Origin of the sequence: Methylobacterium sp. Leaf123 (genome assembly GCF_001423405.1) — a bacterium.
Lineage (GTDB): Bacteria > Pseudomonadota > Alphaproteobacteria > Rhizobiales > Beijerinckiaceae > Methylobacterium.
Window position 1 is genome coordinate 151071 of record NZ_LMNS01000038.1, and the last position, 15373, is coordinate 166443.

At 69.4% G+C, this 15373-nt stretch carries 11 protein-coding genes and 1 pseudogene; 5 read left to right on the forward strand and 7 right to left on the reverse strand.

The features are described 5' to 3' along the window. Window positions 1-85 precede the first annotated feature (85 nt). A pseudogene (locus tag ASF53_RS20350) lies at window positions 86-847 on the forward strand (nucleotidyltransferase domain-containing protein); the annotation flags it as partial. Window positions 848-890: 43 nt separating this feature from the next. Here ASF53_RS20350 and ASF53_RS20355 read toward each other — a convergent pair. Beyond that, the gene (locus ASF53_RS20355; RefSeq protein WP_056203854.1) at window positions 891-1487 is read right to left on the reverse strand and encodes a superoxide dismutase; all 597 of its coding nucleotides are present in this window, start codon (window positions 1485-1487) and stop codon (window positions 891-893) included. 369 nt (window positions 1488-1856) lie between these two features. On the opposite strand from ASF53_RS20355, the gene ASF53_RS20360 reads away from it, so the two are divergent. Beyond that, complete coding sequence (locus tag ASF53_RS20360; RefSeq protein WP_056202945.1) at window positions 1857-2834, forward strand: hypothetical protein; 978 nt, start codon at window positions 1857-1859, stop codon at window positions 2832-2834. A gap of 144 nt (window positions 2835-2978) precedes the next feature. Here ASF53_RS20360 and ASF53_RS20365 read toward each other — a convergent pair whose 3' ends face one another. The 5 genes from ASF53_RS20365 to ASF53_RS20385 all read right to left on the reverse strand — a co-directional run bounded on the left by ASF53_RS20365 (window position 2979) and on the right by ASF53_RS20385 (window position 9067). Then, window positions 2979-4730, reverse strand: coding sequence for a sensor histidine kinase (locus ASF53_RS20365; protein ID WP_056202948.1), 1752 nt, complete (start codon window positions 4728-4730; stop codon window positions 2979-2981). A 107-nt stretch (window positions 4731-4837) separates the two neighbouring features. Next, window positions 4838-5770 (reverse strand): glycosyltransferase family 2 protein, encoded by a 933-nt coding sequence (locus ASF53_RS20370; protein WP_056202952.1) that lies wholly within the window; start codon window positions 5768-5770, stop codon window positions 4838-4840. Continuing rightward, window positions 5767-6672, reverse strand: coding sequence for a glycosyltransferase family protein (locus ASF53_RS20375; protein ID WP_056202955.1), 906 nt, complete (start codon window positions 6670-6672; stop codon window positions 5767-5769). The genes ASF53_RS20370 and ASF53_RS20375 overlap by 4 nt, the downstream gene beginning before the upstream one ends. Window positions 6673-6712: 40 nt before the next feature. Further along, the gene (locus ASF53_RS20380; protein WP_056202958.1) at window positions 6713-8215 is read right to left on the reverse strand and encodes a M48 family metalloprotease; all 1503 of its coding nucleotides are present in this window, start codon (window positions 8213-8215) and stop codon (window positions 6713-6715) included. 6 nt (window positions 8216-8221) lie between these two features. Continuing rightward, entirely contained in the window at window positions 8222-9067 is an 846-nt protein-coding gene (locus tag ASF53_RS20385) for a hypothetical protein (RefSeq protein WP_056202961.1), read from the reverse strand. 727 nt (window positions 9068-9794) lie between these two features. Between ASF53_RS20385 and ASF53_RS20390 the strand changes: the two genes are divergently transcribed. The 3 genes from ASF53_RS20390 (at window position 9795) to trmB (ending at window position 12305) form a co-directional block, all read left to right on the forward strand. Continuing rightward, window positions 9795-10202, forward strand: a complete 408-nt coding sequence (locus ASF53_RS20390; RefSeq protein ID WP_003599335.1) for a helix-turn-helix domain-containing protein — start codon at window positions 9795-9797, stop codon at window positions 10200-10202. A gap of 180 nt (window positions 10203-10382) precedes the next feature. Next, complete coding sequence (metK, locus tag ASF53_RS20395) at window positions 10383-11558, forward strand: methionine adenosyltransferase (protein ID WP_056203857.1); 1176 nt, start codon at window positions 10383-10385, stop codon at window positions 11556-11558. A 9-nt stretch (window positions 11559-11567) separates the two neighbouring features. Beyond that, window positions 11568-12305, forward strand: a complete 738-nt coding sequence (gene trmB, locus ASF53_RS20400; protein WP_056202964.1) for a tRNA (guanine(46)-N(7))-methyltransferase TrmB — start codon at window positions 11568-11570, stop codon at window positions 12303-12305. Between the two features lie 239 nt (window positions 12306-12544). On the opposite strand, the gene topA is transcribed toward trmB, so the two are convergent. Next, complete coding sequence (gene topA / locus ASF53_RS20405; RefSeq protein WP_056202967.1) at window positions 12545-15277, reverse strand: type I DNA topoisomerase; 2733 nt, start codon at window positions 15275-15277, stop codon at window positions 12545-12547. Window positions 15278-15373: the final 96 nt, after the last annotated feature.

Here is a 15373-nt window from a genome sequence, read left to right on the forward strand (position 1 = left end):
CCGCCCGAACGATCCCGCCCCCACCCTCCGTGCAATCTCCGAGAGCATGTCCCACCAAGCGGTGGCATAGGTCGATGCGCGGCTCGACGCAATCCGGGCCGAGCACGGGGTTGCACTGCCACTCGCCATCGAAAGCGGAAGCCGCGCCTGGGGCTACCCGTCGCTCGACAGCGATTACGATTGCCGCTTCGTCTTCGTGCGCCCGCTCGACGCCTACCTGACGCCTTGGCCGCTGCGCGACGTGATCGAGACACCGATCGAGGGTGACCTCAACGTGAACGGGTGGGATCTCGGCAAGGCCCTGACGCTGCTCCTCAAGGGCAACGCCGTCATCCTCGAGTGGCTGACCTCGCCCATCGTCTACCGGGGCGATGCGGCGTTTCGCGACGATTTCCTCCGGCTCGCCGCCGCGGTCGCGTCCCGTGCGGCGATCGGGCGGCACTATCTGCGCCTCGGCGAGCGGCAGAAGATTTTGGCCTTCTCGGAGGGCGAGGACGTTTCGCAGAAGAAGATTTTCTACATTCTGCGGCCCGCGGCGGCCCTGCGCTGGCTGCGCCTGCATCCAGAGGCGGCAGTCGCGCCGATGAACTTCTCGCAACTCATGGCAGCGTGCGCGCCACCGGCCGCGGTGCAAGCGATCTGCGACGACCTGCTGGCGCGCAAGGCGGTGACACGAGAATTCGGGCGGGCGCCGCTTCCGCCCGAACTGGCCGCTTTCGTGGAGGGTGAATTCGCCTGGGGCAACGAGACCTTCGACACCGCGGCAGTGCGCATCACGCCGGAGGCGCAAGATGCAGCGGAAAACTTCTTCCGACGCTGGGTGCGCCGGCTCGACCCGGCGCATTGAAGCGGGGCGGGCGGCGCGAACGCCGCCCGAGACGAGAGGCGAATTACTTCGCTTCGCCGTACAGCTTCTCGACGTACTCCCAGTTCACGAGGTTCTCGATGAACGCCTTGAGGTAGTCGGGGCGGCGGTTGCGGTAGTCGATGTAGTAGGAGTGCTCCCACACGTCGACGCCGAGGATCGGGGTCGCGCCGTGGACCAGCGGGTTCTCGCCGTTCGGGGTCTTCAGGATGGCGAGCTTGCCGTCCTTGACCGCAAGCCAGGCCCAGCCGGAGCCGAACTGGCCGACGCCGGCCTGGATGAAGTCCGCCTTGAACTTCTCGTAGCCGCCGAGATCCTCGTCGATCTTCTGAGCGAGCGCGGCCGGGGGCTGACCGCCGCCGTTTGGCTTCATCCAGTTCCAGAAGTGGAGGTGGTTGAAGTGCTGGCCGGCGTTGTTGAAGAGCGCCTGATTGGTGTTGTAACTCGCCTTGACGATCTCCTCGACGCTCTTGCCGGCGAGGTCGGTGCCTTCGAGCAGCTTGTTACCGGTGTCGACATAGGCCTTGTGGTGCTTGTCGTGGTGAAACTCGAGGGTTTCCTTCGACATGTAGGGCCCCAGCGCATCGTAGGCGTAGGGCAGCTCGGGCAGGGTGAACGTCATGCGTGTCTCCTGGGTTGTCCGGGTCTCGCGGGAAGCGAAGGCGAAGCGCGCAGGCCGTTTGAAGCGCGCGGCCGGCGAGGTGACGCGCGGGTAGGTAAGTCGGTGGACCGGGCTCGGCAACGCCAGCGGAGCCGTATCCGTGCGCATGTCACCGTTCCGGGCGGGGCATCCACCGTTTTGCGAAGGGCATCCGCCGCTGCCATCGCTCGATGCGGTGCGTGAGGACACCGCAAGGCGGGCACTCCCCTGTGCATGGAGCGACGGAAAGGCCGGTTTCCGCGCGGGGCGTGGCCGTGCGATTTTGCAATGAGCGGGCGGGGGGTTATCCTGTGGCCCTCACGCCGCCCGCGACAGTCAGTCGAGAGTACCATGGTCGTCGCGCTGCTCGCGCTCAGTTCCGTCATGATCCTCGGGGGCATCGCCGCCGTGGTCCAGGGCTTTCCCTATGTCCGGCTGGAGAGCGGGCTGGCGATGGTGATCGGCGGCTCGACCGCGGCGTCGGCCGGCGTCGTCCTGCTCGGCCTGACGGCCATCGTCTACCGCCTGCGCACGCTCCACGGCGCTGTCGAGAGCCTGCGCGAGGCATCTCCCCCGTTGAGCATCCCGGCCGCAACGCCGGCCGGAACGGTGCCCTGGGAGGCACCGGAAGCGCCGGCCTTCACGGCTCCCGAGGTTTCGCCGCCGGAGCGGCCCTCGTTCACCGGTCTGGGGATGGCCGGCGCGGGGGCGGCCGGTCTCGCGGGGCTGTCGATCGGCGCGTTGCGGCCGGGCGCGCGCGGCTCTGAGCCGGTTTTCGAGGATCCGACGCCCTCGGCCGAACCGCAGCCGAGCGCCGTCGAGCCGCTGCTGCCCAACCTGCTGCCGGAGGCCGCGCCGCGTGCGAGCGATGACGACCTGTTCCGCAGCCCCGAGCCCGCGCACGAACCCGAGCGGGCGCCGGCCTTCCCCGAACCCGAGCCGGTGACGCTTCCGAACCCGGTCGCCGAGGAGCGGGACGCGGCGCGGATCGCGGCCCAGACGCCCGCGGCCGAACCGATCGGCCTGCGCTCCTTCCTCGACGAGCCGGCGCCTGCACCTTTGCCGGAGGTGCAGCCCGAGCCGGAAGCCGTCGCGCCTGCGCCGCAAGAGGTCGTGGCGCACGAGACGGAGGCTCAGGAGCCGGAGGCGAATGCCCCGGAGGAGCGGCACGCGGTCGGTTCCTACGCGTCGGGCGCCAACACCTACGTGATGTTCTCCGACGGCTCGATCGAGGCGGATACGCCGCGCGGCCGCTTCACCTTCGCCTCGCTCGATGAGCTGAAGAGCTTCGTCAATGCCGGCGGCGAGGAGGCACGGGGCGCGGCCTGAGGCTGCGCATCCCGGCCGATCTCAAGACTTGTGAAATTTTATGCGCGTGAAGCCGGAGGAGGTCGCGGCCTCCTCCGATCCCATCGCGCGGCCCAACCACATCCTCTTCCCCACATGCCGGTCCGATGACGGGGCGCCTGCCCCTCACGCCAGCGGGTTGAGCGCCGGGTTTCGCGCGGGCAGGGGCGCGGCGAGCGTCAGGTGGAATCCCTCGGGCGCGTAATCGGTCGTGATCTGCGCCTGAACCTGTGCGGTCAGCACCCGTTGCAGCAGGCGTGAGCCGAAGCCCTGGCGGGTCGGCGGGGCGACGGGAGGACCACCGCTCTCGCGCCAATCGAGATGCAGCACACCGGCCTCGACGCTCCACGTGATCGCGACCCGTCCGCGGCCGGTGGAGAGCGCGCCGTACTTGGCGGCGTTGGTGGTCAATTCGTGGATCGCCATGCCGATCGGAACGGCGATCTCGGAGGGCAGGTCCACCGACGGGCCGTCGAGGACGATGCGCAGATCCGGCGAGGTCTCGGTCTCGCTCTCGGCATAGGGCATCAGTTCGGAGGCGAGCAGGTCGCGCAGGCTCGCCGTCTGCCATGTGGCCTCGGTGAGCACGCTGTGGGTGTGGGCGAGCGACTTGATGCGGCCGACGAAGGCCTCGTGGAAGCTGTCGATGCTGGTGGCGGTGCGCGCCGTCGAGCCGACGATGGCCTGGACGGTGGCCAGCGTGTTCTTCACCCGGTGGTGTAGCTCGCGGATCAGGAGGCTGCGGCGCTCCTCCGAGAGGTGGCGGTCAGTCACGTCGGCGACGACGCCGATCAGGCGCCGCGGCAGCCCGCCCGGCCGGGTCCGCTCGAACCGGCCGGCCATGTCGATGGTGCGCCAGAGGCCGTCGTCGTGGCGGCGGATGCGGCCGGTGGCGTGCAGGATCGTGTCCTCGCGCAGCGCCCGCAAGATCGCCTGCCGGAAGACCGGGCGATCCTCGGGATGGAGGATCTCATTGAGGAAGGCGGACTTGCCGATGCTGCCCTCTTCCGGCCGACGGCCGAAGATCGCGAACATCCGCTCGTTCTCCCAGGTCGCCCGGTCGTCGAGGACGTGCCACTCGAAAATGCCGAGGTCGGCGACCGTGGTGGCGACCCGCAGGCGCTCCTCGCGTTCGGCCAAGGCCTCCCGAGCCTCGACCCGAGTGGTGACGTCCTGCACCACGCCGACGATGCCGATGGGCGCGCCGTCGGCGGCAAGCAGCGCCTCGCCGCGGGCGCCGATCCAGATCTCGGCGCCGTCGGTGGCGCGTCGAAAGCGGGTCTGGAACGCATAGGGGCGACGCTCGGCGATCGCCGCGGCGACCGCGGCCTGGATCCGTTCGGCGTCTTCGGGATCGACCTGGCCGCGCATCCCCTCCCAGGTGACGGAGCGCCCCGGCGCATAGCCGAGGATCTGCGCTGCGCGGCGGGAAAACACCATCTGACCGGTGACGAGATCCCAGCGCCACTCGCCGAGCCCCGCAGCCGTCAGGGCGTCGCGGTTCTGCTCGGCCCGGACGAGATCGTCGGCATCGACGAGATTCACCACCGCGACCGTCTCGCTGCCATCCTCTCCGGACAGGGTCAGGCGCAGATCGAGGCTGGTGCCATCCGCCCGCAGCCAACGGCGGATGCCGGCCTTCAGACCGGGCGTCTCGCCGTCGAACGCGTCGCGGCCGATCACGTGGTCGATCGGGCGGCCATCGAGGGCACCCGAGGGGTAGCCGAGCCAGCGGTACAGGCAGGGATTGGCGGTGCGGATCGTGCGTCCATCGGGCGCGAAGACGGCGAGCCCCACCGGCGCGCGGTCGAAGGCCGCGCGGTACAAGGCGGGCGACAGGTCCGCCGGTCGAGAGCCCTTGTCCGCGCTGTCGTACACGATACTCCCCGTTCAGCCGCCCGCCGCGGGTGCAAGCGGGACCGTCCGGAGGGCGGCACCATGACGGAGGTCGCCGCGGACAACAAGATGCCCGAGCGAGGCAAGCCTCATCGACCGCTGCCGGTCAACAGGCGCGGCAGGGCTGCCATCAGCATAAACCCTGCGCGGATCACCGCACCGGCATCGCCGACCGCGCCGCGCACCAGCGCCCGGCCGAGGCGGACGGGCAGGTTCACGGCCAGGGCGGCAGCCAGGACGGCGAGCGACACCGCCCGGCCGTGATGCTTGTGGGCGTAGAGCGCCTGCGCCCGCAGGAAGTAGAACAGGCGACGGTCCTTCACCGCCTCGGTGGTGCCCTGGCCGCGGTGACGGATCTCGGCCCCTGCGACATGGCACACCGCAAAGCCGGCAGCGGCAGCGCGGGCGCAGAGGTCGGCATCCTCCCAGTAGACGAAGAAGCGCTCGTCGAACCCACCGAGCGCCGCGAAGAGCGGGCGCCGGATCATCAGGAACGCGCCCATCACCGCATCGACCGGCCGGGTCTCGGCGTGATCCCAATCGAGCAGGAAGTGCGGCGCCACGCGGCCGGGCAGCAGGCGGTCGAGGAACAGGGTGTGGGCGATCAGGCTCGCACCCGTCGGGTGGCGGGCGCAGGTGCGGTGCGTCTGCCCGGCGTCATCGACCAGCCGAGCGCCGACGATGCCGGTGCCGGGATCGGCCTCGAGCCGCGCGCGGGCGACGGCGATGCCGTCCCGGCTCACCTGCGTATCGGGGTTGAGAAACAGGATCGCCGCGGCCGTGCCTTGGGCCGCGCCCTGGTTGCAGGCACGGGCGAAGCCGCGATTGTCGTCGTTGCGCAGCACCGTGAGCGCGAGGCCCGGTTGATCCAGCCCCTCGGCAGAGCCGTCGGAGGAGGCGTTGTCGACGACGACGACGCGCAGATGTTCCGCTCTCTTGCTCGCGGCGAGGCTCGCGAGGCAGGCCCGGAGCTGGTCCCCGGCATTCCAATTGACGATGACGACGTCGAGAGCTGCCGTCACGGCGGCGCGTCCGCCGGCCGGCCGAGATGCCCGCCCAGCCCTTGCGCCAGGGCCGCGAGAAGGCGCGCGAGCACGCGGGGCGAGAACCGGTGACGGCTCCAGTAGAGCCCGATCTGGAGCGGCAGATAGGCGGCCTGTTTCAGCTTCCACCGGGCCGGCACGTGCGGCAGGCGCCAGCTATAGGCGGAGTTGCGCACGTATACGGCCATGCGGAACAGCGGCTGGTCGGGCATCGCCACCGGCAGGAATCGCATCCGGATCGTGCCGCGCCCGACGCTGTGCGGGATGGCGGTGCCAAAATCCATCCAGCAACTCCGGCCGCGCGCCCAGGCACGAAAGCACCATTCGAGATCGACGGCGTCGATGAAGAAATCCTCGCGGAATGGGCCGACCCTGTCGAAGGCCGCCAGATCCAGGAGCGAGCCGGAGGTCGCCAGGAACTCGACGGGTCGAAGGTTTTCGCGGCGCGGCATGCCGGGGCGCAGCGGATAGACCGGTGCCTTATGGCCGGGCTTCGGCGCCGGTGCCGGTCCGACAAGGGCCGGGGGCGGGTCTTCGCCTGCGGCCCGGTCGAGGGCATGGCCCAGCGCCTGCGCCGTCTCGACGGTGGCATCGGCATCCTGATCGAGCAGAAACAGGCGGCGGAACCCGGCGACCGTCGCCGCCTCGGCCAGCGCGTTCAGGGCGGTGGCGATGCCCTGGTTGCGGCCCTCACCGAGCCGGGTAAGCCCCGCCGCGCCCCGCAACTGCGCCAGCGCCTCGAGCGGGATGCCGCCATTGTCGTAGACGAGGACGGGCAGGCGCCCGGCAAAGCGCTCGACGATCCGCGCCACCTGTTCGGGCGAGGGACGGAAGAACACGACCGCGACGGCGGTGTCAGGGGGAGGTTCGGGGGGCGTCACGTCGGACCTGTTATCGCGGCCAAAGGCCTAGGCGTCGCCCTCACTCGACGACGAGCTTGTAGCTCAGACCGGGCTTCACCACCGCACCGCGTTGCAGGCTGTTGAGCACGAGGAAGCGATCGACGGCGCGGTCGGGCACGCTCATGCGGCGGGCCAGCCCCTCGACGGTGTCGCCCGGCGCGGCCGTGACGATCCGCAGATGCGCCGGCTTGAGGGAGGCGGTCTCCTCCGGCTCGATCGGGCGCAGGCTCTCCAGCCAGCGGCGGAAGGCCGGCTCGGGGTCGGTCGCGCCCTTGGCCGCCATGATCATGCGGTAGGTGGTCTCGCCCATGCGGATCGCCGCCAGCCGAAAGGTCCAGTCCTTGCCCCGCGACAAGGCAACAGCGGCCGAGCGCCCGCCGACGATGCGGTTCTCGACCGAGCCCGCCTCAATGGCGTCGTTCCAGGTCGCGCGCAGCACGTCTTCCAAGCTGCGGTCGCCGCTCGCTTCGACCTGATCGAACAGCAGGCGGCGGCTGCCCTCCGGCGTCGTGCCGAGCACGGCGTTGCGGGTGTTCTCGATGGCGAAGGCGTCCGGCACCTCGAAGGCGATGCTCAAGCCCGGATGCAGGAAGCGGCGACCGCGCACCAGCCCCTCGCCGGGATTGTCGCCATAGGCGAGCCCGTCGATCGCCGCGAGATAGCGGGCGCGGTCGTCGGCGCCGAGGCCGGGGGCGCCGATGCGCCGGGCCGCGCGGGTAACCAGCGCGATGCGCTCGGCGGTCGCCGGATGGGTCGCGAGCATGTCCGGCTCGGCCGCGCTGCCATTGCCGGCCTTGAGCGCCATGGTGCGCTGGAGCGCATCGAGGAAGCGGCCGGCACCGAACGCATCGTAGCCGGCCTGGGCCAGCACGCGCACACCGTTCGTGTCCGCCTCCAGCTCCTGTTCGCGGGAGAAGCGGGCGAGGGTGAACTTGGACTGGCTCTCGAGCTGCGCCCCGGTGACGGGATCGTTCAGCACATCGGCGACGACGCGGCTCACGAGTTGCGAGCGCAGGGCCATCTCGCTGCGGGCGGTGGCATGGCGCAAGGTCACGTGGGCGATCTCGTGCGCGAGCACCGCCGCGACCTCGGAGCTGTCGCCGGCAAGCGCCAGCAGGCCGCGGGTGACGTAGAGCCGTCCGCTCGGCAGGGCGAAGGCGTTGACGACGGGCGAGTCGAGCAGCGTGACCGCGTAGCTCTCCTCCGGCCGGTCGCTGGCGCGCACGAGCCGGTCGGTGATCTCGGTGATGAGCCGGTGCGCGGCGGGCGCGCGGTACTCTCCGCCGAAGGAGGCCACGAGCTTGGCGTGGTCCGCCTCATCGGAGCGCGTGCGCCCCGTCGTCTTCGGCGCCTGCTCGGGCACCGTGATGACCGCCGGCGTCAAGACGCTTCCGGTCTGGTCGGCGGCGCACGCCGCGAGCAGGCCCGCGAGCGCGGCCAGCATGCCGAGCCGCGCAAGTCCCTGACGGCCGACCCCGCATGTGCGCCGCCGCCTCAATATGTGCTGCCGATCCCCCGTCATGCCGTTCTAGCGCCGTAGCGCCCGCTCCCCCTCGACGACCTCGATGCCTTCGACGCCCGCCAGATCGATGAACGGCCCCCGACCGATCTCGACCATGCCGCGGATTCTCACGAGGCGACCCCTCAGCGTGGCCGCCGATAAACCCTGTTCGCTCAGAATCCGCCAAGAGCGTTTCTGCACGGTTACGGTCAAGCCTTGCCCGCCACGGCGCGCGAAGTCGAGATAGGTTCGGGCCGAGCGCTCGCCGACATGAAGGATGCGTCCCTCCACCACCGTGAAGCGCCCGGCGCGTGCGCTCAATGCCGCCGCATCGGTCGCGGCGAGCGGGCCACCGGCCCAGATGCCGAGCCCGGCCGCGCGTGGCGCCGACTCGAGGGTGCGGAGCGCCGGGCGGCAGAGCGTGTCGGCCTCGCCGGCATCGGCATAGGCAAGCCCGGCCGCGACCAATCCTCCGGCGAGATCGACCGGCTCCGCCTCGCCCGCGATCGCGTCGGCGCGACGGCGGCCCCAGCGGTCCTCGGCCCCGCGCTCGGTCAAAACGAGGGACGCGCCGCGATAGGCGTGCAGCCAGCCCCGCGCGGCCGCGTCAAACGCCGGCTCGTCGGGCCAGCGCAGCCCGGAGAGCACGGCCCGGCGGCCGGATGCGAGAAGCAGCTCGCCCCTGGGTCCGATCTCGGCAAGGCGGTCCGCCCGCGCGGCGGAAGCCCGGCATGCCTCCTCCACCCGTGGAGCGCCCGAGGCATCGCCCGGCGCGCCGCAGGCGGCCGCGAGCAACCAGACGAGAGCCGGGGCACCGCCTCGGCTCGTCCGGCTCCCCCGCGAGCCGATCTCGTGACCATCACCGGGCAACATCGCCACCGTTCGCGCTCGGTCTTTCGATTCAAGCGAGGATGCCGCGCGAAAAGTGCCCGGATCGCGGCACGCGCGAGCACCGCCCGCGCGCAATCGCGGATTGCCGGCGCGTGCGCTTCCCGGGCAACAGCGCGATGGTCGCGCGCTCCGGCTCATTCCTTACAACCGCTCCGGCCCGGAGCGGTTGGCGGTGCCGTGCGATGATGCTAAGCCGGTGGAGACGTCTCCGTAGCTCAGCTGGACAGAGCACAGGTTTCCTAAACTCCACAATTGGGCGCCGTGATGGGAAACCGCACGGCGGATCCACTCAAATTCGGGGAAAGCTTCCGGCGCCACGGCGCTCTGCCGATCCCGAGCCAAGCCCGAGGTCCGGTCACGGTCCACGGGAAGGTGTAGAGACTAGACGGGTGGCACCTAAAGGCTTCGTTCGAAGCCCACGGTGAAGGGATAGTCCAGACCACGAACGCGCGAACAGCGTGGCGGCGAAAGTCGAAGTGGTATGAAACCTGGGGTCGCAGGTTCGAGCCCTGCCGGGGACGCCAAACGTTTTCGCTGCCTCAGATTGCAAACAAACATTCGATACTTCCTTCGATCTGAGTGCGACGTCGCGCCGCAGCTATAACAAATGACATAACGTGTGTGTCGTTGCCATTGGCTCCTGGCGCGCCCTTGCACGAGGAAAGTTTTCGTTCGAAGCATCGCCCGAAAGAACTTGGGCAGAACGAAGATGGCAGGCCAGAAGACCGATGAGCGCGACGTCCTTCTCGGACGTCGCATTGCCGAGCAACGCAAACGCTCGAAGCTGACGCAGCGAGCGGTCGCCGACAGCTTCGGGATGTCTGCCGCGCAACTCCAGAAGTACGAAAAAGGCGTCAACCGGATCAGCGCGATTCATCTCGCGATCCTCAGTCGGCTTACCAATACTCCGGTTTCCGACTTCCTCGACGGCATTCCGCATCCGGACCCGGAAACGGAACGCGGTTTTTCAGACAATGGCCAGCACGCTTATGCTGTCGAGCCGTGGTCTGATCTCGCCCGCGCCTTCGCTCGCCAGTTCACCGAAACATTCACCGAGCAACAGCGCCGCGAACTCTCCGCCGCCGTCGAGATCCTCAGTCAGGAACTCAAGGGCTGACAGTCGCAGCCGCAGGCGGGAATCACAAGACGAGAGCGCACGCGGCAGCGTTCGTTAAAACGGACGATTTCGCCATTCCGGCTTGACCGTCCGTTACGGCGATGCGACAAGCCGCGCCTCTGGAGACCAGGGTAAGCGCCGTGACACACGAGGCGCGCCCGACAATCGGGGGTGCACACGATGCCTCGTTCCGACTACCTCTTCACCAGCGAATCCGTCTCCGAAGGCCACCCCGACAAGGTGAGCGACCGGATCTCGGACACCGTGGTCGATGCCTATCTCTCGGCCATGCCGGAGGCGCGTCTCGGCGTCGAGACGCTGACGACGACCAACCGCGTCGTGATCGCGGGTGAGGTGCGCGGCCCCGATTCCGTGACCTTCAAGGATCTGGAAGAGCTGACCCGTGAAGCCGTGCGCGACATCGGCTACGAGCAGTCGGGCTTCCACTGGAAGAACAACGACGTCGCCATCCACCTGCACGCGCAGTCGGCCGACATCGCGCAGGGCGTGGACGCCGCCGGCAACAAGGACGAGGGCGCGGGCGACCAGGGCATCATGTTCGGCTACGCCGCCGACGAGACCCCGGCACTGATGCCGGCCCCGATCTTCTACGCTCACAAGATCCTCAAGGACCTCGCCGACGCGCGTAAGGCCAAGCAGGGCGACGCTGCCAAGCTCGGCCCCGATGCCAAGAGCCAGGTCACCGTGCGCTACGCCAACGGCCGCCCGGTCGAGGTGACGCAGATCGTGCTCTCGACGCAGCATCTCGACGAGTCGCTCGACTCGGCCGACGTGCGCGCCATCGTCGAGCCCTACATCCTCGCAGCTCTGCCGCAGGGCTGGGTCAACGAAGGCACCGCCTGGCACGTCAACCCGACCGGCAAGTTCGTGATCGGCGGCCCCGATGGCGATGCCGGCCTCACCGGCCGCAAGATCATCGTCGACACCTACGGTGGCGCGGCGCCCCATGGCGGCGGTGCCTTCTCCGGCAAGGACCCGACCAAGGTCGATCGTTCGGCCGCCTATGCCGCCCGCTATCTGGCCAAGAACGTCGTCGCCGCCGGCCTTGCCCGTCGCGCCACGATCCAGCTCTCCTACGCCATCGGCGTGGCCAAGCCCCTGTCGATCTACGTCGATCTGCACGGCACCGGCACGGTGGACGAGGCGAAGCTCGAGACGGTCCTCATGGACGCCCTCGATCTCTCGCCCCGCGGCATCCGCACGGCGCTTCAGCTCAACAAGCCGATCTACGCCCGCACCTCGGCCTACGGCCATTTCGGCCGCGAGCCCGATGCCGATGGCGGCTTCTCCTGGGAGAAGACCGACCTCGCCGACAAGCTGAAGTCGGCGTTCTGAGCCCGAACCATGATGGGGAGGGATGACGACATCCCTCCCGAGACGGGCGGGACGGCGGAGACCGAGCGGGCCTTCTACGGGCGCCGAAAGGGCAAGCGCCTGCGTCCGGGCCAGGAGCAGCGCCTCGAAGGGGCGCTGCCGGGCTTACGCGTCGCGCTCCCCGAGCGCGGCGAGTTCCTCGATCCGCCGAGCCTGTTCCCGGTTGATGTCGACGAGGTCTGGCTGGAAATCGGCTTCGGCGGCGGCGAGCATCTCGCGGCGCAGGCCGAGGCTCACCGCCAAGCCGGCATCATCGGCTGCGAACCCTTCGTCAACGGCGTGGTCAAGCTGCTGCGCGCGGTGGACGATCGCGGCTTGCGCAACGTCCGCGTCTGGGACGAGGACGCGACCGCTCTGCTTGCCGCCCTGCCGGATGCGAGTCTCGCCCGCGTCTACCTGCTCTATCCCGATCCCTGGCCGAAACGCCGCCAGCGCAAGCGCCGCTTCGTGTCGGACGCCTCGCTCGCCGAGATCGCCCGGGTGCTGCGCCCCGGCGGCCATTTCCGCTTCGCCAGCGATATCGACGACTATGTCGGCTGGACCCTGGTCCGCGCCGCCCGTTGCCCGCAACTCCGCTGGAGCGCCGAGACCGCCGACGACTGGCGCAAGCCGTTCGCCGGCTGGCCGGGCACCCGCTACGAGGCCAAGGCCCTCGCGGCCGGCCGGCTGCCGAGCTACCTCACGTTCGAGCGGGTCGCCGCAGACTGATCCGGCGGCCGAACACGCCCTCATCGCCCAACGAAGCCGAAGCGATCCAGCGCGCCGCCTTTCTCTGAAAGGTCGCGCGGCTGGATCGCTTCGCTGTCGTTCGCGTTCGACGGCCGGCTGAACGATTTTTGGATGATGAGGACACGCGGCGAAATCGTGTGCGCGCCCTCGCGACCCGGATGCAGGCCGGATGTCGAGACGCCCCGACATCCGACGGAAGCAACCGCTTCCAGCGGGCCTCAGCCCGCCTTCGTCTTCGACGTAGCCTTCTTTGCAGCCGCCGGCTTGGCCGCAGCCTTCGTCGCCGGCGCCTTGGTGGTCGCCTTGGCCGCCGTCTTGCGCACGGCCGGCTTCTTTGCCTCGCCGGCCTCCGCCTTCTTCGCCGGCGCACGAGCGCGGGTCGCCGTCTTGCGAACCGGCTTCTTGCCGCCGCCGGAGGCGCGCTTGGCGTTCACGAGATCGATCGCCTGCTCCAGCGTCAGATTCTCGGCGGCCATCGTCTTCGGCAGCGTCGCGTTGACCGAGCCGTCGCTGACATAGGGGCCGTACTTGCCGGCCTTGACCACGAGGGCAGCGCCGTCCGGATGCTGGCCGAGGGCACGGCCGGGGTCAGAGGAGGGGCGGCCGCGCCCGCCGCCCTGCTCCTTGGCGACGATGAGATCGATGGCGCGGTTGCCGCCGATCTCCAGCACGTCGTCATCCTTGCCGAGATTGGCATAGGTCTTCCCGTGCTGCACGTAGGGGCCGAAGCGGCCGAGATTGGCTAGAATCGGCTCGCCGGTCTCCGGATGCTTGGCCACCTCGCGCGGCAGCGAGAGCAGGCGCAGCGCGATCTCCAATGTGACGCTGCCCGGCGTCATGCCCTTCGGGAGCGAGGAGCGCTTGGGCTTCTCCGCGCCCTTCTCGGCACTCGCCTCGCCGAGCTGCACGAACGGCCCGAAGCGCCCGTCGCGTAGGGTGACGGGCATACTGGTGGCCGGATCGTCGCCGAGCACACGCACGCCGGGCTGGCCGCCCTCGGCCGAGGAGCCGTCCCCCTCGCCCTCGACGCCGGAGGCCGAGAGCTGGCGGGTGTACTTGCACTCAGGATAATTCGAGCAGCCGATGAAGGCGCCGAACTTGCCGAGCTTGAGCGAGAGCTGGCCGGCCCCGCAGGTCGGGCAAGCGCGCGGATCGCCGCCATCCGCCTTCTCGGGGAAGATGTGGGGGCCGAGCAGGCCGTTGAGCGCCTCGAGAACCTCCGCGACGCGCAGCTCCTTGGTGCCGCCGATGGCCGCCGAGAAGTCGCGCCAGAAGTCGCGCAGGACCGAGCGCCAGTCGATCTCGGCATTCGAGACCCGGTCGAGCTGCTCTTCCAGGCTCGCGGTGAAATCGTACTCGACGTAGCGCTTGAAGAAGCTCTCGAGGAAGCCGGTAACGAGCCGCCCCTTGTCCTCCGGCTGAAGGCGCTTCTTCTCGATGCGGACATATTCGCGGTCGCGCAGAGTCTGCAGCACCGCGGCATAGGTCGAGGGCCGGCCGATGCCGAGTTCTTCCATCCGCTTGACGAGGCTGGCCTCGGAATAGCGCGGCGGCGGCTCCGTGAAGTGCTGGGTCGAGGCGATGCGCTCGCGCTTCAAGGCGTCGCCCGCCTTCATCGCCGGCAGGCGCTTGGCGTCCTCGTCCTCCTCGTCGTCCTTGCCTTCCTGATAGAGGGCGAGGAAGCCGTCGAACTTCACGACCTGACCGGTGGCGCGCAGATCGATCCGGCGCGGGCCGACATTCGCGCTCACCTCGACGGTGGTGCGCTCCAGCTCGGCCGATTCCATCTGGCTGGCGATGGTGCGGGTCCAGATCAGGTCGTAGAGCTTGGCCTGCTCCGGTTCGAGGTAGCGGGCGATCTGCTTCGGGAGCCGGCCCATATCGGTCGGGCGCACGGCCTCGTGGGCCTCCTGCGCGTTCTTGGCCTTCACCGAGTATTTGCGCGGCGCACCGGGGACGTAGGCGTCGCCGAACTCGCGGCCGATCACCCGGCGGGCGTCCTGGATCGCCTCCGGCGCCATGTCGACGCCGTCGGTTCGCATGTAAGTGATGATACCGACGGTCTCGCCGCCGACATCCACGCCCTCGTAGAGCCGCTGCGCGACCCGCATGGTCTGCGCCGGGGCCATCCCGAGCTTGCGGGACGCCTCCTGCTGCAGCGTGGAGGTGGTGAAGGGCGGCTGCGGGTGGCGCTTGGCGGGCTTGGCCTCGACGCTGGCGACTTGGAAGGTCGCGAGTTCGAGGTCGCGCTTGAAGGCGGCGGCCTCCTCGGCATTGCCGACATCGAGGCGCTGGATGCGCTTGCCATCCGCGCCGACGAGCCGGGCCTCGAACACGCCACCGGCTTCCGTCACCAGCGTCGCGATGATCGACCAGTACTCACGCGGCTTGAAGCGCTCGATCTCCATCTCGCGCTCGACCACGAGGCGGAGCGCCACCGACTGCACCCGGCCGGCCGAGCGGGCGCCGGGCAGCTTGCGCCACAACACCGGCGAGAGGTTGAAGCCGACGAGGTAATCGAGGGCACGGCGCGCGAGATAGGCATCGACCAGGGCCTGATCGATCTGGCGCGGCTTCTTCATCGCCGCGTCGACCGACGCTTTGGTGATGGCGTTGAAGGTCACCCGCTCGACGGGAATCCCCTTCAGCGCCTTGCGGGCGGTGAGCGCTTCGATGACGTGCCAGGAGATCGCCTCGCCCTCGCGATCCGGGTCGGTCGCGAGGATGAGCTTCTCAGCTCCCTTCACGGCGCGGGCGATCTCGGACACGCGCTTGGCGCCGCGATCCTCCACCTCCCAGATCATGGCGAAATCGGCCTCCGGATCGACCGAGCCGTCCTTGGCCGGCAGATCGCGGATATGGCCGAAAGAGGCCAGAACCTCGTAATCGCCCCCCAGGTACTTGTTGATCGTCTTGGCCTTGGCCGGCGACTCGACGACGACGACTTTCATGAACCTCTGCCTCTCGCCAGAGCCTCACCGCAGATACGGTTTTGGGAATGGCGCGGATGCGTACCGGTCGGAGGCCGGCTCTCGCGCCGCGCAGAA